17 protein-coding genes and 1 riboswitch are annotated in these 19,438 nt (G+C 71.6%); of the genes, 9 read left to right on the forward strand and 8 right to left on the reverse strand.

Features of this window, described 5'->3' with window-relative positions; translation table 11 throughout:
• Window positions 1-39 precede the first annotated feature (39 nt).
• Both ACIBI5_RS08820 and ACIBI5_RS08825 read left to right on the forward strand, forming a co-directional pair.
• The gene (locus ACIBI5_RS08820) at window positions 40-915 is read left to right on the forward strand and encodes a hypothetical protein (RefSeq protein WP_397244711.1); all 876 of its coding nucleotides are present in this window, start codon (window positions 40-42) and stop codon (window positions 913-915) included.
• 12 nt (window positions 916-927) lie between these two features.
• Complete coding sequence (locus ACIBI5_RS08825) at window positions 928-1,503, forward strand: GrpB family protein (RefSeq protein ID WP_397244713.1); 576 nt, start codon at window positions 928-930, stop codon at window positions 1,501-1,503.
• On the opposite strand, the gene ACIBI5_RS08830 is transcribed toward ACIBI5_RS08825, so the two are convergent.
• Window positions 1,500-2,300 carry an SAM-dependent methyltransferase gene (locus tag ACIBI5_RS08830; protein ID WP_397244715.1) on the reverse strand — a complete coding sequence of 267 codons (801 nt, stop codon included), beginning with the start codon at window positions 2,298-2,300 and terminating at the stop codon, window positions 1,500-1,502. The two genes, ACIBI5_RS08825 and ACIBI5_RS08830, sit on opposite strands and share 4 nt — an antisense overlap.
• An 86-nt stretch (window positions 2,301-2,386) precedes the next feature.
• Between ACIBI5_RS08830 and ACIBI5_RS08835 the strand changes: the two genes are divergently transcribed.
• Together ACIBI5_RS08835 and ACIBI5_RS08840 are read left to right on the forward strand one after the other, a co-directional pair.
• The gene (locus tag ACIBI5_RS08835; protein ID WP_397244718.1) at window positions 2,387-2,893 is read left to right on the forward strand and encodes a DUF6328 family protein; all 507 of its coding nucleotides are present in this window, start codon (window positions 2,387-2,389) and stop codon (window positions 2,891-2,893) included.
• Window positions 2,894-2,909: 16 nt separating this feature from the next.
• Window positions 2,910-3,059: a GPGG-motif small membrane protein gene (locus ACIBI5_RS08840; RefSeq protein ID WP_181019798.1), complete on the forward strand. Its 150-nt coding sequence runs from the start codon at window positions 2,910-2,912 to the stop codon at window positions 3,057-3,059.
• 35 nt (window positions 3,060-3,094) lie between these two features.
• Here the strand turns inward: ACIBI5_RS08840 and ACIBI5_RS08845 are convergent, their stop codons facing one another.
• From ACIBI5_RS08845 to ACIBI5_RS08855, 3 genes are all read right to left on the reverse strand, one after another.
• The gene (locus tag ACIBI5_RS08845; RefSeq protein ID WP_397244721.1) at window positions 3,095-4,645 is read right to left on the reverse strand and encodes a Coagulation factor 5/8 type domain-containing protein; all 1,551 of its coding nucleotides are present in this window, start codon (window positions 4,643-4,645) and stop codon (window positions 3,095-3,097) included.
• 57 nt (window positions 4,646-4,702) lie between these two features.
• Window positions 4,703-6,409, reverse strand: coding sequence for a phosphomethylpyrimidine synthase ThiC (thiC, locus tag ACIBI5_RS08850; RefSeq protein ID WP_397244724.1), 1,707 nt, complete (start codon window positions 6,407-6,409; stop codon window positions 4,703-4,705).
• A riboswitch (TPP riboswitch) is annotated at window positions 6,402-6,514 on the reverse strand. (Overlaps the previous gene by 8 nt.)
• A 40-nt stretch (window positions 6,515-6,554) precedes the next feature.
• The gene (locus ACIBI5_RS08855; RefSeq protein WP_397244726.1) at window positions 6,555-6,815 is read right to left on the reverse strand and encodes a DUF6458 family protein; all 261 of its coding nucleotides are present in this window, start codon (window positions 6,813-6,815) and stop codon (window positions 6,555-6,557) included.
• A gap of 30 nt (window positions 6,816-6,845) precedes the next feature.
• Between ACIBI5_RS08855 and ACIBI5_RS08860 the strand changes: the two genes are divergently transcribed.
• From ACIBI5_RS08860 to ACIBI5_RS08875, 4 genes are all read left to right on the forward strand, one after another.
• Window positions 6,846-7,331 carry a shikimate kinase gene (locus ACIBI5_RS08860; RefSeq protein ID WP_397244728.1) on the forward strand — a complete coding sequence of 162 codons (486 nt, stop codon included), beginning with the start codon at window positions 6,846-6,848 and terminating at the stop codon, window positions 7,329-7,331.
• A gap of 9 nt (window positions 7,332-7,340) precedes the next feature.
• On the forward strand, window positions 7,341-7,889 hold the full coding sequence (locus tag ACIBI5_RS08865) for a GNAT family N-acetyltransferase (protein WP_397244731.1): 549 nt from the start codon (window positions 7,341-7,343) through the stop codon (window positions 7,887-7,889).
• Window positions 7,890-7,986: 97 nt separating this feature from the next.
• Window positions 7,987-11,364 carry a protein kinase gene (locus ACIBI5_RS08870; RefSeq protein WP_397244733.1) on the forward strand — a complete coding sequence of 1,126 codons (3,378 nt, stop codon included), beginning with the start codon at window positions 7,987-7,989 and terminating at the stop codon, window positions 11,362-11,364.
• 56 nt (window positions 11,365-11,420) lie between these two features.
• Window positions 11,421-12,083, forward strand: coding sequence for a hemerythrin domain-containing protein (locus ACIBI5_RS08875; RefSeq protein WP_397244736.1), 663 nt, complete (start codon window positions 11,421-11,423; stop codon window positions 12,081-12,083).
• Here the strand turns inward: ACIBI5_RS08875 and ACIBI5_RS08880 are convergent.
• Window positions 12,050-15,268, reverse strand: coding sequence for a BTAD domain-containing putative transcriptional regulator (locus ACIBI5_RS08880; protein ID WP_397244738.1), 3,219 nt, complete (start codon window positions 15,266-15,268; stop codon window positions 12,050-12,052). The two genes, ACIBI5_RS08875 and ACIBI5_RS08880, sit on opposite strands and share 34 nt — an antisense overlap.
• Window positions 15,269-15,333: 65 nt before the next feature.
• Here ACIBI5_RS08880 and ACIBI5_RS08885 point away from each other — a divergent pair, with 65 nt between their 5' ends.
• Window positions 15,334-16,440, forward strand: a complete 1,107-nt coding sequence (locus ACIBI5_RS08885; RefSeq protein ID WP_397244740.1) for a winged helix DNA-binding domain-containing protein — start codon at window positions 15,334-15,336, stop codon at window positions 16,438-16,440.
• A gap of 12 nt (window positions 16,441-16,452) precedes the next feature.
• On the opposite strand, the gene ACIBI5_RS08890 is transcribed toward ACIBI5_RS08885, so the two are convergent.
• Genes ACIBI5_RS08890 through ACIBI5_RS08900 form a run of 3 tightly spaced genes read right to left on the reverse strand, consistent with a single transcriptional unit; the run spans window position 16,453 to window position 19,375 of the window.
• A complete protein-coding gene (locus ACIBI5_RS08890; protein ID WP_379612325.1) occupies window positions 16,453-17,271 on the reverse strand; it encodes a carbohydrate ABC transporter permease in 819 nt (272 codons plus the stop codon).
• Window positions 17,268-18,149 (reverse strand): carbohydrate ABC transporter permease, encoded by an 882-nt coding sequence (locus ACIBI5_RS08895; protein WP_379612326.1) that lies wholly within the window; start codon window positions 18,147-18,149, stop codon window positions 17,268-17,270. Before ACIBI5_RS08895 ends, ACIBI5_RS08890 begins: the two co-directional genes overlap by 4 nt.
• Window positions 18,146-19,375 carry an extracellular solute-binding protein gene (locus ACIBI5_RS08900; protein WP_379612327.1) on the reverse strand — a complete coding sequence of 410 codons (1,230 nt, stop codon included), beginning with the start codon at window positions 19,373-19,375 and terminating at the stop codon, window positions 18,146-18,148. Before ACIBI5_RS08900 ends, ACIBI5_RS08895 begins: the two co-directional genes overlap by 4 nt.
• Window positions 19,376-19,438: the final 63 nt, after the last annotated feature.

Consider the following 19,438-nt stretch of genomic DNA (forward strand, 5'->3'; position numbering starts at 1 on the left):
TACAAGACCAGTCCGGCGGCGGGCGGGAAGGATGAGGTCATGACCGTTGACCTGACCTCCGCCGCCGACTTCATGGCCACGCACGCGCGTGTCCTTGACCGGCTGCGCTTCGACGCCCTTCTCGGCTCCGGTGACCACGCCGGGCTGCTGCCCGCGGTGAACGCCTATCGCAACCCGGACGGCGGCTACGGCTGGGGCCTGGAGCCCGACCTGCGTTCCCCGGAGAGCCAGCCGGGCGCCGCCCTGCACGCCTTCGAGGTGTTCGCCGAGCTCGCCCCGGCCGTCGCCGTCCAGGCGGAACAGCTGTGCGACTGGCTGGAGACGGTGACGCTGCCCGACGGCGGCCTGCCGTTCTCGCTGCCCCTGACCGTGCGGGCGGGCACCGCCCCGTGGTGGGGCGGCGGCGACGCAACGACCTCCTCGCTGCAGATCACCGCCGTGAGCGCGGCGGCGGCCCTGCGCGTCCCGTCGGTGGCGGGGCATCCGTGGCTGGCCCGCGCCATCCGCTACTGCCTGGACGCCGTCCGCGCGCTGGACACCCGCCCCCACGCCTACGTGCTGTCCTTCGCCATCCACTTCCTGGACGCCGTCCACCACCGCGAGCCCGAGGCCGCCGCCCTCCTGGACGGCCTGGCCAAGCTCATCCCGGACAGCGGCGAGATCCCCGTGGAGGGCGGCACGGCCGACGAGAAGCTCACCCCGCTCGACCTGGCCCCGCACCCCGATCGCCCGGCGCGTGCCCTGTTCACGCCGGCCCAGATCGAGGCCGACCTCGACCGGCTGGCCGCCGCGCAGAAGGCGGACGGCGGCTGGACCGTCGAGTACGCGAAGATCTCGCCCGCCGGCGCCCTGGAGTGGCGCGGCGTCGCCACCTTCAACGCCGTCGACGTTTTGCGGCGCAACGGCCGCCTCTGAGACCCTGGCCCGATGACCGAACGCCCTGTCGTCGTGCCCCACGATCCCGCCTGGCAGGGAACGGCGGCGCGACTGTGCGCCGACCTCCGGCGCGTGCTCGGGCCGGTGGCGACGCACGTGGAGCACATCGGCAGCACCTCGATCCCCGGCATGGCGGCCAAGCCGCTGTTCGATCTCCAGGTCAGCGTTCTCGATCTGGACGAGGCCGAGCGGGTCTTCGGCGGGCCCCTGGAGGCGCTGGGGTTCACGATGTCGCCGTACCGGCGCGACCACGTGCCGGCGGGGCTGGAGGACGACCCCGCCAGGTGGGCCAAGCGGCTCTGGACCCGGCGGGGGCGCCCCGGGGACGAGGTCAACCTGCACGTGCGGGTGCTCGGCGCGCCCAACGACCGCCTGGCGCTGCTGTTCCGCGACTGGTTCCGGGCGCATCCGCGGGCCGTACCCGCTTACGCGGACTTCAAGCGGCGGCTGGCCGGGGCGGTGCGTGAGACGGGTGAGTACGCCGACGTCAAGGACCCGGTCGTGGACCTGGTCATCGTGGTCGCCGAGGGATGGGCGGACGAGACCGGCTGGACGGCCCACCCTTAGGGCTTGCGGGCCACGCCGCCCAGCAGGAGTTCCTCCCAGGTCTCCAGCGGCCCGGGACTGCCCTCCGGACGCCAGTGGGGAAGGTGGACGAGGCCGGGGCCGACCATGTCCAGCCCGTCGTAGAAGCGGTTGATCGACTCGGCGGTGCGGAAGCGGCCGGTCCCCATCGTGGCGTGCAGCATCGCCTCCAGCGCCTTCGCCTTGGGGTTATGGGAGGTCATCATGTTGGACGCGGCCAGGTAGCTGCCGCGCGGCAGCGCTTCCATGTACTGCCTGACCAGCCCGTGCGGGTCGTCCTCGTCGGGGAACAGGTGCAGCACGCTCATCATGAGCAGGCCCACCGGCCGGGAGAAGTCGATCAGGTCGAGCAGGTCGGGGTCGCCGAGGACGGCGTCCACGTCCATGGCGTCCGCGGTGATGGCCGTGGCGCGCAGGTTGGTGCGCAGGATCGAGCGCGCGTGCGGCTCCACCATCGGGTCGAGGTCCACGTAGACGACGCGGGCCTCGGGGTTGGCGAACTGGGCGACCTCGTGGGTGTTCTCGATCGTCGGCAGGCCCGCGCCCAGGTCGATGAGCTGGGTGACGCCGGCCTCACGCACCAGATGGTCGGTGACCCGGCCGACGAAGGCGCGGTTGCACCAGACGAGGCTGACCACCTCGGGGACCGCGGCGGTCAGGCGTTCTGCCACGGCCCGGTCCACGGTGAAGTTCTCGGTGCCGCCCAGCAGCGCGTCGTATACACGAGCCACGCTCGGCCGGGTGGCATCGACCCCGGGGGGAATCCATTCGTTGATCATGGGCGGCTCCGCCGAAGTTCCGTTGCCGCGGATCGTATCCAGACTCCGGCCGGTATGTCAGCGCCTCTGCGGGGTAGCGCCCGAGCATGACGGACACTTCTCGGGGCGAGCCGCACAACGAACGCGAGTCCCACAAAGAACGGGTAGATCGCGAGCTGACCGAGTTGCTGCAGGGCCTGCGCGTCGCGGTCACCGGGGTCCAGGTGCTCTTCGCCTTCCTGCTGACCGTTCCCTTCCAGCAGGGCTTCGGCAAGGTCGACACCGTGGGCCTATGGCTGTTCTTCATCGCGCTCATGGGCGCCGCGCTGGCGTCGGTGTGCTTCATCACGCCCGCCGCGCAGCACCGGGTGTTCTTCCGCACCGGGCTCAAGGAGCGCATGATCAAACGGGCCAACTCGCTGGGCATCGCGGGAGCGGCGTTTCTGCTGGTCGCCATGACCGCGGCCGTGGCCATGGTGGCCGAAGTGGTGCTGAACGCCTGGCCGGCCACCTTGTTCGGCGGCGCGGTGGCGCTCACGGCCGGGTGGTTCTGGCTCCTCCAGCCCATCACGGACATCTATCGCACCAAGGGCACGTTAGAGGAGAAGTCCTGAGGGCAGCAGCAGGTCCATGGCTACATTGCTCTGGATTATCGCCGTCATCCTCGTCGTCGCCGGGATCTACGTCATCCTGGCCCGGCGGGACATCCTGTGGGGCATCGTCCTCATCGTGCTGGGATTCCTCGTGGGTCCCGGCGGAGTCAGCATCTTCAATGTGTGAGGAAGGCGGGCCGGACAGAACCGGCCCGCCTTCTCTCACCTCACAACCGTTTCAGCCGCTTCCCAGGTCCTCAGGTAGGCCTCGGCCCCCTGAGCCATGTCCTGGACGAACGCGTCGCCGGCCAGCGACCTGATGTCCTCGATCCAGTCGGGCACCAGGCCGTAGTTGGCGACGCCGTCCACGTTGTAGTCCCAGGTCCGCTGTCCTGTGCTCTGCCGGTCGAAGCTGGCCGAGCCGTCGTGGGAGTGGAAGGGGTACGCCACCGCGCTGCCGGCCCGGGGAGCCGGCAGTTTGCCCAGCCCGTTGGCGTCGAGGCCGTACCCGAACCCGGGGCGGCCCGCCGCGTCGCGCAGAGGCTTGGTCTCGCGCCAGGCGTCGGCGAACCCCTCGGCCCCGTGGCCGTATGAGGTGACCATGCCGCCGAGCCGGTAGATCCGCTGGTAGTTGAGCGCGTCGGTCCAGCTGTGCGAGGAGATCACGCCGTCGTAGCCGGCCTGCTCCAGGAGGGTGAGCGTCCGGTCGGCGGCCTTGACGCTCATGTGGTCGACCTCGATGAGCATGCCGCGGCTCATCATGCCCTTGACCATGTGCTCGCCGAGCGAGGTGAGCCCGCGTCTGTTGCAGTGCGGCCCCGGCGGGTAGACGGGCAGGCTGACGCCGGGCGGCAGCCAGCGGGCCAGTTCGGGCGGGAGCACCGCGGGCGAGATCGTGTTGTCGCGCTGCGGTCCCGTGCACGCCTCGGTCTGCCAGAAGCGGCCCGACGACAGGAAGTTGCCCAGGTTGACGATGGCGCCCTGGGTGCCGGAGTCGAAGCGGACGCCGCACAGGGCGTTGTCGTACTTGTGGCAGACGAACATGGAGCGGACGCCGAGCTGATACATCTCATCCAGGCCCCGGTCGATCTGGGCCTTGGTGCAGTGGGGGATGCCGAGCGTCTGCCGGCAGCCGAACGGCTCGGAGGTCTCGATGCCGAGCACCACGGCCAGCTTCCCGGCGGCGATGACCGAGCGGGCCTCGGCGGGGCTCCTGACCACGCGGAACCAGCCCTGGCCGGGGCCGCCGCTCTGCTGGTCGATGTAGTCCTGCATCTCGAACGTACGGCGGGCCTCCAGGCGGATGGAGCCCATCTCGTCACAGGGGTTGGTCTTCAGCGGGTAGATCTCGCAGAGCTGGCGGTTGGCCACGAGGTCGTTGACCATGATCCGCAGCCCGCCGCGCCAGGCGCGCTCGATCCAGGTGTAGTAGGCCTGCTGGTGGGTCAGGGAGTCGTGGGCCGGCCAGCTCCTGAACGTGGGCCAGCCGACCGGGTCGTGGGTGCCGGTCGGCTGACCGGTGCGGGTGAAGTTCTCGAACCAGGCGGCTTCGCCGTTCGGGAAGTGGTCGAGGCAGTCGACCAGAGCCCTGGCGATGCCGCCCGGGTCGAACGGCTTGCCGCAGAGCAGCTTGCCGCCGAACGCTTCGTAGGACATCAGGTGACTGTGCGCGTCGATGAAGCCGCTCACGGGCTGCTCGCTGCGGGATAACGCGGGGGCGGGTAACGCGAGCAGGGCGATGGCGACCAGGACGGCGAGTATGCGGCTGATCACGCCCTCAGCGTGGGCTCCTTACAGACGCCAGTCAAGACCCAATATGAGTCCTACTCGCTATTTTGGGTCCGCCGGATCCAGATAGACCTCACCGCCCCTTTCGGTGAACTCCACCGCCTTCTCCGCCATGCCCACCTGGATGGCCGCGGAGTCCGTCAACCCATGCTCCTCCGCATATTTCCGGACATCATGGGTGATCTTCATCGAACAGAACTTCGGCCCGCACATACTGCAGAAATGCGCGGTCTTGGCGGGCTCGGCCGGAAGCGTCGCGTCGTGGAACGCCCGCGCCGTCACCGGGTCCAGCGACAGGTTGAACTGGTCCTCCCAGCGGAACTCGAAGCGGGCGTCCGACAGCGCGTCGTCCCACTCCTGCGCCCGGGGGTGCCCCTTGGCGAGGTCGGCGGCATGGGCCGCGATCTTGTAGGTAATGACGCCGGTCTTGACATCGTCCTTGTCCGGCAGGCCCAGATGCTCCTTGGGGGTGACGTAGCAGAGCATGGCGGTGCCGTACCAGCCGATCATCGCGGCGCCGATGCCCGAGGTGATGTGGTCGTAGCCCGGCGCGACGTCGGTCACCAGCGGGCCCAGCGTGTAGAACGGGGCGTCGTCGCAGATCTCGCGCTGCAGGTCCACGTTCTCCTTGATCTTGTGCATGGGCACGTGGCCCGGCCCCTCGATCATGACCTGCACGGAGCGCGCACGGGCGATCTTCGTCAGCTCGCCCAGCGTGCGCAGCTCCGCGAACTGCGCCTCGTCGTTGGCGTCGGCGATCGAGCCGGGCCGCAGGCCGTCCCCGAGCGAGAAGGCCACGTCGTAGCCCGCCAGCAGCTCGCACATCTCCTCGAAGTTCTCATACAGGAAGCTCTCCCGGTGGTGGGCCAGGCACCACGCCGCCATGATCGAGCCGCCGCGCGAGACGATGCCGGTCTTGCGCCGCGCGGTCAGCGGCACGTACGCCAGCCGTACCCCGGCGTGCACGGTCATGTAGTCGACACCCTGCTCGCACTGCTCGACCAGCGTGTCCCGGTAGACCTCCCACGACAGGTCGGCCGCCACGCCGCCGACCTTCTCCAGCGCCTGGTAGATCGGGACGGTCCCGATCGGCACCGGCGCGTTCCTGATGATCCACTCGCGGGTGGTGTGGATGTTGCGGCCGGTGGACAGATCCATCACGGTGTCGGCGCCCCACCGGGTGGCCCAGGTCATCTTCTCCACCTCCTCGGAGATCGAGGAGGCGACCGCGGAGTTGCCGATGTTGGCGTTGATCTTCACGTGGAAGTTGCGGCCGATGACCATCGGCTCGCTCTCCGGATGGTTGACGTTGGCCGGGATGATCGCCCGGCCGGCCGCCACCTCCTTGCGCACGAACTCGCCGCTCACCCCCTCCCTGACCGCGACGAACTCCATCTCCTTGGTGACCACGCCCCGCCGCGCGTAGGCGAGCTGGGTCACGGGCGCCCCGGTGGCCCGCAGCGGCTTGTGCCCGTCGCCGGGGAAGACCTCGGTGTTCGCGCGAGCCCAGGCCTCCTGCTCCTTGAAGCCGTCGTCGATGGGCCGCACCTGGCGTCCGCCGTAGCGGGCGACGTCGCCGCGTTCGAGCACCCACACCTCCCGCAGCCGCGGCAGGCCCCGCGTGATGTCGGGGTTGTCCGGCCCGGAGGTGTCGTACAGCTCCACCGACGTCCCGTTCGACAGATGCACCCGCCGCATGGGCACCCGCAGATCACCGAGATGGATCTTGGAAAAGCGCGCGTCACTCATCGCGCAAACTCCCTTCGCCGGCATTACCCGGATCAGGTTCTGGCGGTCGGCGGCTGCTCCAGCCGTCCTCTCAGCCCGTTGCACCGGGCTCCCGCGTTCGGACCGCGCCACCGTACCCCGGCGACCCGGGGTACGCACAAGACCCTTACAGCGGCGGCTCGTCGATACGGCGACGCTCCTCGTAGACCGTCGTCGTACGGCGAGCGTGCGGGTCCTCGTGAATCGGCTCCTCGATCACCCTGCGGGTAACGTGCATCCGGTACAGGCCGAACAGCAACCCGGCCAGACCACCGATCATGAGGACGACGCCGATCACATTGATGTCAAGACCGGCGAGGTCGAACTCGACCGCCCAGGTCAGGATCGCGCCGAGCATGATGAGGATGATGCCTCCGGCGATTGTCATAACGCACCTCCAGAGGAAACACCTATCCCCATGTCGAAGAACAAACCTGTCGTCGTGATCGGGCTCATGGGCTCGGGCAAGACGACCGTCGGGAAACTGCTGGCCCGCGAGCTGGGCGTGCCGCTCAGCGACAGCGACCCGTACCTGCGCGGGCGCTACGGCGCCAGCGCCGCCGAGATCGCGAAGGCGGAGGGCGCGGACGTGCTGCACCGGAGGGAGGCCGAGCACGTGCTCCACGCGCTGACCGAGCCGCCCCAGGTGATCGCGGCGGCGGCCAGCACCGTGGAGGATCCGCGGGTGCGCGAGGCGCTGCGCGCGGCCTTCGTGGTCTGGCTGGACGCCCCCGACGAGATCCTGGCCCAGCGGATGCGCTCGTCCGACCACCGCCCGGAATTCTCGCCCTCCGCCATGCGGGCGCGGCGCGAGCCGTACTTCCTGCAGCTCGCCGACCTGCGGCTCGACGTCTCCACGGCCACCCCGGAAAACACGGCGACAACCATTTACGAGGCTCTATAAATTAGGGAAATGTTCGCGAACAAACCCACCCTCGCCGGTGACCGGGTCACCCTCGTACCCGTCGGGCCCGAACACGTCGAGGGCCTGATCGAGCTCTGCGACGACCCCGAGGTCGCCCGGCTCACGGGCTCCCATGCCCGCGACGGGATCTCCCCCAAGGCGGCCCTGGAGTGGTACACCACCCGGCGCGACCACGAGGACCGGCTCGACCTGGCCATCATGGCCGCGGACGGGTACGTCGGCGAGATCGTGCTCAACGAGCTCGACAAGGACAACCTGTCGTGCAACCTGCGCATCGCCCTGGTCGGCGCGCGGGCGTTCGGCAAGGGCTACGGCACAGAAGCCATCCGCCTGGTGCTCGGCCACGCGTTCGCCACAACCCCTCTGCACCGCATCGAGCTGGGCGTATACGATTTCAACGACCGCGCCAAGCACGTCTACGAGAAGTCCGGCTTCGTGCGGGAGGGCGTGCTGCGTGACGCGCTGCTGTGGGAGGGACAGTGGTACGACTCGGTGACGATGTCCGTGCTGCGTACGGAGTGGAAACCCCTGTCATAATGATCATGACGCACGGGTCCCTCGAGGCGCGCGAGGGACCTGTGGCGTTGCGGCCGGCAACCAATTCCGCGTTGTGCGCATCTAAGGGGCAGTGACGATGCGCTTGGTGCCCGGTGACCCCGAACGGCTTGGCGGCTACTGGCTGGCCGGCCGGCTCGGCGCGGGCGGCCAGGGCGTCGTCTACGACGCCTACGACGCCGAGGGCCGTCGCTTCGCGGTGAAGGTCCTGCACGGCGGGCTGAGCGGGCAACTGGCCAAGGAGGCCGCGGCGGCCGGCAGGGTGGCCTCCTTCTGCACCGCCCGCGTGGTCGAGGCCAGGCTGGACGCCGAGCGGCCGTACATCGTCAGCGAGTTCGTCGAGGGCCCCAACCTGCGCCAGGCGCTCGAACGCCACGGCCCCTACTCCGGCGACTCCCTGCTCAGGCTGGCCGTCGCGCTGGCCACCGCGCTGGCGGCCGTCCACAGCTCGGGCGTCGTGCACCGCGACCTCAAGCCGGAGAACGTGCTGCTCGGGCCGGACGGGCCCCGGGTGATCGACTTCGGCGTCGCGCGCACCACCGACGGGGCCAGCACGAGCTTCATCGGCGGCACCCCCACCTACATGGCCCCCGAGGTCTTCACCGGCCGCCGCGCCGGGCCGCCCGCCGACGTGTTCGCCTGGGGCGGCGTGGTGCTGTTCGCCGCCACGGGCGAGGACCCGTTCCAGGCCGAGAGCCTCGGGGGCGTCATGCACCGGGTGCTCACGGTCGACCCCGACCCCGGCGACCTGGCCGAGCCGCTGCGCTCGCTGGTCGCCCGCGCGCTGGCCAAGGACCCCGCCGGGCGCCCCACCGCCCCCGAACTGCTCCTCGGGCTGCTGGGCAGCGCGGAGCCGAGCGCGGGCGCGGAGCTGGCGGCCGAGGTCAGGCCGCCGGACGGCCTCAGCGGTGAGCGGCCGCTCGGCGAGGTCGCCGAGGAGGTCTACGCCGCGCTCACCCCCGAACAGCAGCGCGCCGTGCCCGGTCTCCTGCTGCGGATGCTCGACGGCGAGACGCTCCGCCGCATCCCGCGCGACGAGGCCGAGGACCTCGGCGTGCTGACCCACTTCGCGGAAGCCGGCCTCCTGGTACGGCGCAGCCTCAAGGTCGCCCCCGAGGACACCGAGACCGGCAAGCTCGTGGCCGTCTCCGACGACCTGGTGGCCCCGGCCAGCGCCGCGCTCTACCACGCCTGGCCCAGGCTGCGCTCCTGGGTGGCCGACGACCGCGACGGCCTGGCCGTGCACGGCAGGCTGCGCGGCGCCGCGCTCCACTGGCAGGCCCACCGCCGCCGCGCCGCCGACCTCTACCACGGCAGCGCCCTGGACACCGCGCTCGGCTGGGCCGCCACCACGCGCCGCCACCTGGACCTCAACGCCCTCGAACGCGACTTCCTCGACCGCAGCGCCGCCCAGGCCAGGCGGCGCGGGCGCCGGCGCGGGCTGGCCCTGGCCGCGATGGCGGCGCTGCTGGCGGTCGCCGTCTCGGCGTCGGTGCTGGCCGTACGGCAGAGCCAGGACCTGAGCAAGCAGCTCGCGCAGGCCAACGCGCGGGCGGTGGCGGCGCGGGCAGAGGCGATGCGCGCGACGGACCCGCAGGCGGCGATGCGGCTGAGTGTGGCGGCCTGGAGCCTGTCGCCGGTCTTCGAGGCCAGGACCGCGCTGCAGCATTCGCTGGCCCAGCCGGAGGTGAGCGTGTTCACCGACCCGGAGATCGTGCCGTCGGCCGCCTACCACCTGGCCTTCGACGGGAAGAGCCTGCTCAAGCGGGCCGGCGACCAGGTCGTCACCTGGGACATCGCCACCGGCAGGGCCACCGGCCGGGCCAGGGTGCCGGGCGGGCAGGTCGAGGCGATCAGCGACGACGGCGCCAGGGCGGCCGTGTCCGACGGCTCTACGGTGCGCACGGTCGAGCTGGCCACGGGCAAGCAGGTCGGCGCCGCCCGCCCGCAGGGCGACGCGGTGGAACTGCTGGCCGAAGGGCGGTTGCTGGCCCTGTCCGCCGGAGGCAGGACCGAGCTCTACCCCGCCGACGGCGCGCCGCTGCCGCTCGACCTGACGGGCCGGACCTACGCCGTCTCCCGCGACGGCCGTTGGGCCGCGCTGGGCTCCGCCGACGACGGCGGCCGGGCCGAGCTGTGGGACCTGCGCTCCCGCAAGCGCACCACCACCGTGCAGGTGGACGTGCCGGTCGCCAAGAGCGGGGCCGAGCTGCCCCTGGCCTTCAGCCCGGACGGCTCCCGCCTGGCCGTCACCGGCGCCACGGGGATCACGCTCGTGGACACCGCCACCGGCGGGCGCCGCCTGCTGCCGAGCAGGGGCGGCTCGCTGCTGCCCGCCGTCTTCAGCCCGGACGGCAGGTTCCTGGCCGAGCGGCTGGAGGACCAGGCCCAGCTGTGGCGGGTGGCGGACGCCGGCATTCTCGGCCAGTACCCCGTCAGGCAGGCGGAGGCCGCCCTCGCCTTCTCCGGTGACGGCCGCGCGCTGCGCTACGTGAAGGGCTCGGGCTCGGTGGTCTCCATCGACGTCTCCAGCGCCGTCGAGCTGACGCCCGACGAGGAGGCGGTCAGCATGGGGATGGCCCGGCTCTCGCCCGGCGGCCGGGTGACCGCGCTGCAGGTCTCCGGCGCGATCAAGCTCACCGACGCGCTCAAGAAGCAGCCGATCGGCCGCATCGAGGGCACCGGCGACCTCGCCTTCGACGACGGCGGCACCCTGCTGGCCGTCGCCGCCGACCCGGTCGTGATCTGGGACGTGGCCGCCGGCCGCCGCGTCAACGCCATCGACACCGGCCACGAGCCCTCCGCCGTACGGCTGTCGCCCGACGGCGGCACGCTCGCGGTCGTGCGCGGGCCGGACATCGACCTGTGGAGCGTGCGCGACGGCCGCAAGACCCGCACACTGCCCGGCGTGGGCAGCACCGCGCTGGCCTTCAGCCCCGACGGCAAGACCCTGGCCTCGGGCGCCGACCTGGTCGAGCTGAGCAGCGGCCGGGTCACCCGCGACCCCGCCGGAGTGCGCAGCCTGGCGCCCGACGCCGTCGCCTTCAGCCCCGACGGCCGCACGCTCGGCTACGTGCTCGGCGAGGACGGCCGCATGCTCCTGTGGGACTTCTCGACCCGCAAGGGCAGAACGGCGCCCGTCTCCTCCGGCGCCCTGCACCTGCGCTTCTCCCCCGACGGCCGGCTGCTGGCCGTCGGGGGCGAGCGGGTGGAGATCTGGGAGGCGGACTCGCTGCGCGAGGTCGGCCAGGCGCCGGTGGACGCCTACCCCGCCGACATGGCCTTCAGCGACGACGGGCGGCGGCTGTTCGTCGTGCAGCCGGGCGGCGAGGTGCAGCAGTCGCCGATCGACCCGCTGCTCGCGGCCGAACAGGTGTGCGCGCGGGCGGGAGGCGCGCTCAGCGAGACCGAGTGGGCGAAGCTCATCCCCGAGGCCTCCTACCGCAGCAGCTGCTGACCCGGCGACAAGTACGCCACCAGAGGACGGAAAGAGCGGAGGCTCATGCTGACCGCATGAGCACCGTACAGATCCCCACGTTCACGCCCCGCCGCGGTGGCGGGCAGGAGCCTGAGCCCAATCTGACCTCGATGTACGTCATCCACCGGGCCATGCTCGCCGACCTGCGGCGGCTCACCGAGCTGCTCGCCCGGCCCGGGTCGCCGGGCGTCGCGCGGGTCGCGGTCCTGCGCGAGTACGTCTCCAGCCTGCTCGTCGAGATCGACCACCACCACGCCAACGAGGACGACCTGCTGTGGCCGATCATCGAGAGCACCGCCGGGCGGGCCGTGGACCTGAACCCGTTCACCGACGACCACCAGATGCTGGAGCCGCTGCTGAACCGCTGCCGCAGGGCCGTGCACGGCGATCCGGCCACGCTGGGGATCGAGCTGGCGGAACTGCTCGCGCTGCTCGACGAGCACATCGCCGAGGAGGAGTCCGACCTGTTCCCGATCATCTCCCGGTTCGTGCCGCACCGGGCGTACGCGTGGGTGGAGAAGCAGGTGGCCAAGCGGGCCACGTTCAAGGAGCTGACCTTCACCGTGCCGTGGCTGGCCCGCTACGCCACCAAACCGGAGATGGACGGGCTGCTGGCCGACGCGGGCGCGCCGTTCCGCGTGTTGCTGGCGCTCACCCGGGGCCGCTACGCGCGGCGCGAGCGGCTGCTGTTCGGCTGACCGCCGAGGCGGGCGCGGGCGGCGGCGACCCAGGGGGCCACGCCCGCCCGCTCCGCCGCCTCCAGAGCGTGCCGGTAGTGCCGGTCCGCGGGACGGCCCAGGTGGGCGGCCACGTCACCGAGGACCTGAGCCGTGGGCCAGACGGCCAGGTAGCCGGTGCCGCCCACGGGCTGGGCCGCCACGGGCAACAGGTCGGCGTAGGCCGACTCCATGCGCGGCCGGTCGTCGAGCGCGATGCCGAGCAGCGCGCGGACGGCGGTGAGGAAGTGCCAGAAGTAGTCGCGCCTGATCGGCTTCAGCGGACCGGACAGCCTGGCCCGCGCCTCGTCCGCGCGGCCCGCGTGGCACAGGGCCAGGGCGTGGAGTTCGGTGATCTGGTCCCGCCAGGGTTCGTAGCCGACCCACGGCTCGATCTCGGGCAGCAGCGGGGAGACGTCGCCGCGCATCAGGTGCATGCCGTACAGGGCCAGCAGGAGCACGCCTGCCTCGTGCTGCCACATGCCGAGGCGGCCGGCCTGCTTGGCGGCGGCGCGGTAGCGGCGTTCCGCCTCGGTGTAGTCCTCGGCCAGGACCGCGCGCAGGCCGCGGTAGAAGCCGGCCACGGCCTCGGGCAGCGCGAGGCCGTGGCGGGTGGCCTTCGCGGCGTGGTGGTCGGCGGCGGCGAAGTCGGCGCGGCCGGTGGCGCTCTGCATGAGCATCAGGTGCGCCAGCACCTCCAGGGTGCCGTCGGCCTCGGCCATGGTGAGCAGTTCCCGCCCGATCTCCTCGCGCTCCGCCAGGCCGTCGTAGCGGAAGCTCTCGTGGTGGCGGCCGTTCAGCGCCAGGGTCAGCAGGCCGGGGTCGTCCAGGCGGCGGGCCATGGCGACGGCCTCCCGGGAGGCCAGGTAGCCGCGTTCTGTGGGTTCGCCCTCCAGCTCGAAGGCGAGCGTGGTCAGCAACTGGCAGCGGGCCCTGCCGTCGCCGGGAGGCAGCGACTCCAGCGCCGACTCGACCGCGGCGAGCAGGTCGGTGTCGAGCCCGCCGTACTCCCTGCTGCTCCAGAACATCGGCACGTCGAAGGAGACGATCACCCGCGCCAGCAGTTCGGCGTCGCCGAGCGGCAGCGCCTCGCGCACCGCCCTGGTGCGGTGGGTACGCGCCTCGACCAGCCGCCCGTCGTTGGCCAGGGCGGAGACCTTCGCCAGCATGAGCTCCAGGCGCTCGTGGGCGGTGCCGTCGAAGCCGTCGAGCGCGTGCTGCCACAGCTCGGCCGCCTGCGCGAAGGCGAAGCGCCGCTCGGCCTGCCGCGCCGCGAGCCTGGCATAGTGAACGGCTTTCGCCCGCTCCGCGGCGGCGAGGTAGTGGTGGGCCAGGGCGGCCACGTCGTCCGGCTCGTGTTGCTCGATCGCGCGGGCGACGTGGCCGTGCAGCCGCGCCCGGCGGATGCGTGACAGGTCGTCGTAGAGCGTGTCGCGGATGAGCACGTGGGCGAAGCGCACCCGGCCCGCCTCCGGCTCGGTCAGCAGCCCGGTGACCAGGCCGGACTCGATGGCCTCCAGCACCGCCTCCTCGTCGCCGCCGCTGACGGCGGTGAGGACGGCGACGCCGCTCTCCCTGCCGATGACCGCGCCGTGCCGCAGGATGGTCCGCGCCTGCGCGGGCAGGCGGGCCAGGCGGCGGCGCAGCACGTCCCGCACGCCCGCGGGGACGGTGACCGCGCCTTCGGAGTCGAGCAGCCGCGCGGTCTCCCTGACGAAGAACGGGTTGCCGCCGGTGCGTTCGGCGATCTCGTCGACCGCCTCGGGCGGGGCCGGGCGGGCGCAGGTGATCCGGACCAGTTCGGCCACCTCGGCCCGCGACAACCCGCCCAGCTCGACGCGCAGCGGTCCGTGGGCGGCGATCGCGGCCAGGGCGTCGGCCAGGCGTTCGCTGGGCTCGGTGTGGCGGTAGGAGCCGATCACCAGGAGGCGGGCGGCGGTGTTCTCGGCGATGACGTGGGTGAGGAGGGCGAGCGTCTCGGCGTCGGCGCGGTGCAGGTCGTCCAGGACGATCAGGAGCGGCCGCCTGGCCGCCGCCGCGCCCGCGAAGGCGGCGACCGCGCGGTGCAGCCGGAAACGCGCGGTGGCCGCGTCGCCCCGGACCGCGGCGTCGCGCAGCAAGGGAGCCAGCGCCTCGGGGTCGTCGGGCGGAACCCTGGCGGCCAGTTCCCGCAGCAGCTCGGCCCAGGCCCAGCCGGGCGGCGCGCCCTCGTGCTCGGGGCAGCGTCCCCAGCCGGCCGCCCATCCCCGCGCCACGAGCCGGGTCCTGACCTGCTCGATGAAGGCGGTCTTGCCCGCGCCGGGCTCCCCGCTGACCAGCACGACCCCCGCGGGCAGCGCGAGCACCCCGGCCAGTTCCCCGCGCCTGCCCACGTACGGCCGCACCGACACGACCGGCCGCTCGGGCGGCGCGGCGGGGGCGGGCCGGTCGCTGAGATGGGCGGCCTGGGCGAGGATGTCCTCCTCCAGCCGCCTCAGCTCGGGCCCGGGATCGACGCCGAGCTCCTCCACCAGGTGGGCGCGGGCCCGCCGCAGCGCCGCCAGCGCCTCTCCCTGCCGCCCGCATCGGTACAGGGCCCGCGCCAGCAGCGCCCACGCCCCTTCGCGCAGGGGGTACGCGCCGACGAGCCCCTCCAGATCTGGTACGGCCCGCGCCGCCCCGCCCTGCCCGATCAGCTCCCCCGCGTGCCGTTCGACGGCCGAGGCCCGCAGCTCGTCCAGCCTGGCCGCCTCGGCGTCGGCCCACGCCAGACCGGCGAACTCCTGGTAGGCGGGCCCGCGCCACAGCGCGAGCGCCTCGGCCAGCGCCGTTGCGTCGGCCGACGGGTCGCGCACGAGGCTCTCGAACCGCCAGGCGTCCACGGCGTCGGCGGGCAGCCGTACCGCGTAGCCGGGCGGAACGGTCACCAGCACCCCGCCGGTGGAGCGCGGCGAGCGGCCGGGTTCGAGCGCCCGGCGCAGGTTGGAGATGTAGCTCTGGACGGCGGCCAGCGCCTTGGGCGGCGCCTCGTCGGCGTAGAGGTCGTCGATGAGCCGGTCCACGGGCACCACCTGGCCGCCGGCGGCCAGCAGCCGGGCCAGGACCGAGCGCTGCCGCGGCCGTCCCAGCACCAAGGGCTCATCGTCGACGTGGACGGTGAGCGGGCCGAGCACCTGGAAGGTCAGCACAACACCGCCACCGTACCCAGAATCGCGGAAGCGGACATGCCGCGATTGCCCCTACGGTAGGGGCCATGGATCCCGTCCTCAGCCTCCGGGCGCTCAACCGGGCCGCGATGGAGCGGCAACTGCTGCTGCGCCGTACGGACCTGTCGGTGGTCGAGGTGGTCGAGCACCTGTTCGGCCTCCAGGCGCAGACCCCGCACACCTGGTACGCCGGGCTGTGGAACCGGATCGAGGGGTTCGACCCGCTGGCCGCATCCGCGCTGCTGGACAACCGTGAGCTGGTCAGGATCGCGTTGCAGCGCTCGACCATCCACCTCGTCTCGGCCCGCGACTGCCTGGCGCTGCGGCCCCTGCTGGACCCGGTGGCCGAGCGGGGCACGCGCTCGACCTTCGTGAGGCGGCTGTCGGGCGTCGACCTCGACGAGCTGGCGGTGGCCGGCCGCGCGCTGGTGGAGGAGCGGGCGCAGACCTTCGCCGAGCTGGGCAAGGCGCTGGCGGAGCGCTGGCCGGGCAACGACCCGCACGCGCTGAGCCAGGTCGTGCGGTGGCTGGTGCCGTTGGTGCAGGTGCCGCCGCGCGGCCTGTGGGGGCGTAGCGGGCCGATCGCGCACACCTCCGCCGAGTCGTGGCTGGGGAGCTCCGAGCCGCCGATGTCCGCCGAGGAGATGGTGCGGCGGTATCTGCGGGCGTTCGGGCCGGCGTCGGTGAAGGACGTGCAGACCTGGTCGGGGCTGACCCGGCTGGCCGAGGTGGTCAAGGGTATGGACCTGGTGCGCTACAGGGCCGAAGACGATCGCCTCCTGTACGACCTGCCGGACATGACCCTGCCATCGCCCGAAATTTCGGTGCCTGTGCGGTTGATGTATGACTTCGACAATGCCTTCATCGGATACGCCGACCGGACGAGGTTCATCACCCCGCGGGCCCTTGAGGTGGGCGGCGCGTTCGTCAAGGCCAACGTCCAGTGGCGGCTCATCCTCGTGAACGGGTTCACCGCCGGAGACTGGACGGTGAGCACCGAGAAGGGCACCTCCACGCTCACGATCCACCAGTGGAAGCCGTTCGCCCCCGCCGACCTGCGGGAGGCCGAGGAGGAAGGGGCGAGGATGCTGGAGTTCCTCGCCCCCGGCGACCGGCACGAGGTAGCCGCCGTGCTGGGCGCCTCACGCTCCTGACTCTTCACGCCATCAGCTCTTCACCGCGCCGCCCAGTCCCGAGACGAGCCTGCGCTGGACCACCACGAAGAAGATCAGCACCGGGATCGTCATCAGCGTCGAGGCGGCCATGATCCCGCCCCAGTCGTTCTCGTCGGGCTTGAAGAAGACGAGCAGCGCCGAGGGCAGGGTCTGGTTCTCCTTGGCGGAGATGATGAAGGTCCTGGCGAAGATGAAGTCGTTCCACGCGGTGATGAAGGAGAACACGCTGGTCGCCACGAGTCCCGGCGCGACCAGCGGGAACAGGATGCGCCAGAGCACCGTGGCCCGGCCCGCCCCGTCGATCATGGCCGCCTCCTCCAGCGCCTCCGGCACCGCCGCCACGAACCCGCGCATCATCCAGATCGCGAACGGCAGCGAGAACGCCAGCTGCACCAGCACCAGCGCGCCCAGCGTGTTGAGCAGCTGAAGGTCGCGCACCACGAAGAACAGCGGAATCGTCAGCGCCTCCACCGGCACCATCTGCGCTATCAGGAACATGATCAGCACGGTGGTCCTGAAGCGGAAGTTGAAGCGCGTCACCGCCACCGCCGCGAGGAAGGCGATCAGGGCCGACAGCACCACCACCGCCAGCGCCACCAGCGCGCTGTTGAGGAGATAGCGGGCGAAGCCCTCGCCGGTCAGGACCCGGGCGAAGTTCTCCAGGGTCGGGTGGGCCGTCCACGGGCGTACGTCCAGCGACTGGATCTCACCGGCCGGCTTCAGCGCCGACAGCGCCATCCAGTAGAGCGGGAAGGCCGTGAGCAGCGCGACCACCAGCGCCACCGCGTTGGCGATCCAGCGGCCCCTCACAGCTTCTCCCCCGTCCGGTAGAGCGCGCGGATGTAGACCAGCGTCACCGCCAGCAGGATCAGCGCCATCACCACCCCGATCGCGGCCCCGAGGCCGTACTCCGACGAGCCGAAGGCCGTCTGGTAGGCGTAGACGTTGAGCACGGTGTTCTGGCCCGCGATCCCGCCTCCGTTGGTCATGACGTAGATCTGCGTGAAGATCTTGAAGTCCCAGATGATCGACTGGATCACCACGATCGTCACCAGCGGCCTGAGCATCGGCATCGTCACGCGCCAGAACGTGCCCACCGCTGAGGCGCCGTCCAGGGCCGCGGCCTCCAGGACCTCGCCGGGGATCGCCTTCATCCCGGCGTACAGGGTCACCATCACGAACGGGAACGAGTGCCACACGACCGTGGCCCCGACCACTCCGAACGTCACCCACTTGTCGTAGAACCAGTTGTAGCCGTCGAGCCCGAGCACCTGGTTGACCAGCCCCAGGTCCGCGTCGAACAGGAACATCCACACGGTCGAGCCGGTGATCGCCGGGGCCGCCCACGCGCCGAGCGCCGCCAGCGACAGCGTGGTGCGCGCCCACGGCGCGGCCTTGTCCATGACGATCGCGAGCGCGGCGCCGACGACGAGCGTCGCCAGCACCAGCGCCGCCGCGAAGACCACCGTCTGGACGAGCACACTCCAGAAGCGCTCGTCCGACAGAAGCCTCGCGTAGTTCCCGAACCCCAGGAACCGGGTCGGCTCCCCGCCGCTGACCTGGGCCTGCCGGTAGTCGAAGACCGACAGCAGGCCCAGCATGTAGAGCGGGTAGCCGAACATCGGCCCGAGCACGGCCGCCGTGGGCAGCAGGTACACCCACGGCCTGGCTCGTGAGACGCGCGTCACCCGAAGGCGGCCTTCACCGCGGCGGCGGCCTCGGTGGTCGCCTCCTCGACGGTCGCCTGCTTGGTGGCGACCTTCTGCAGCATCGTCGGGATGACCTTGCCGTTGTCGATCTTCACCCAGGCCGGGTCGATCGGCACGAACTTGGTGCCCTTGGCCACCGTGTCGAGGAACGGCTTCAGGAACGGGTCCTTGGCCGCCAGCTCCTCCCGTACGCCGGTCAGCGTGGGCAGGTTGCCCATGGCCTCGTACATCTTGGCCTGGTACGCCTTGCCGCCGAGCAGCTTGACGAAGTCGTTGGCCAGCGTGCGGTGCTTGGCGTTCTTCATCACGCCCAGGTTGTTGCCGCCGGCGAAGGCCGGGGCGATCGAGCCGGGGGCCGCGCCGGGCAGCGGGATGACCTTGTACTTGCCCGCCGCGGCGCCCGCGTCCACGGCGGAGCGGCTGAAGTTGCCCAGGATGCCCATGGCGGCCTTGCCGCTGGCGAACAGCTCGACGGTCTTGCCGCCGGTCAGCGAGGCGCAGGCCTGGGCGGGGCAGATGTCGTCGGACAGCAGGTCGGTGTAGGCCTTGACGCCCTTGCGGGACTCGGGGCTGTCGAGCGTGGTGATGTCACCGCCGGCGTCCCAGACGAAGGGCAGGGCGCCGAAGGTGTACTCGCCGCCCACGGCTATGCCGTACAGGTCGGGCTTCTTGGCCCGGATCGTGCGCGCGGTCTCGGTGAGCTCCGCGATGGTCGTCGGCGGCTTGAGCTTCAGCTCGTCGAAGACGTCGGTGCGGTAGTAGAGGGCGCGGATGCCGATGAACCACGGCAGGCCGTACGCCTTGCCGTCGACCGTCGCGGACTTCACCAGGTCGGCGCCCAGGTCCTCGCCGGTCAGGTCGAGTTCGGCGAAGCCGCCGGCGGCGGCGTACTCGGCCAGGTCGGTGTTGCCGTACTCGGCCACGTCGGGGGCGCTGGCCGGGTCGTTGAAGGCGCCCTTGAACTTCTCGTGGCGCGCGGGGGTGGTCGGGACCCAGCTGACCTGGACCTTGACGTCGGCGTGCGACGCGGTGAACTCCTTGATCGCCTCCTGGATGACCTTGTCCTTCGGAGCGCGGTTGGGCTCGTCGTAGAGCCACACGTTCAGCGTTCCGGTCTTCTCGTCGCCGCCGCCCGTGGTCGGGGCGGTGGAGGGCGCGCAGGCCGCGAGCGCCAAGAGGGCCGCGGCACAGTAAAGAAACTTCACTATTGCCTCCTTGGCGCCGACACTAGGAAGCTCTCCCTGAGTCGAAAAGACTTGTCACGACTT

Source organism: Nonomuraea sp. NPDC050540 (assembly GCF_044457485.1).
In the GTDB taxonomy this organism is placed as follows: domain Bacteria; phylum Actinomycetota; class Actinomycetes; order Streptosporangiales; family Streptosporangiaceae; genus Nonomuraea.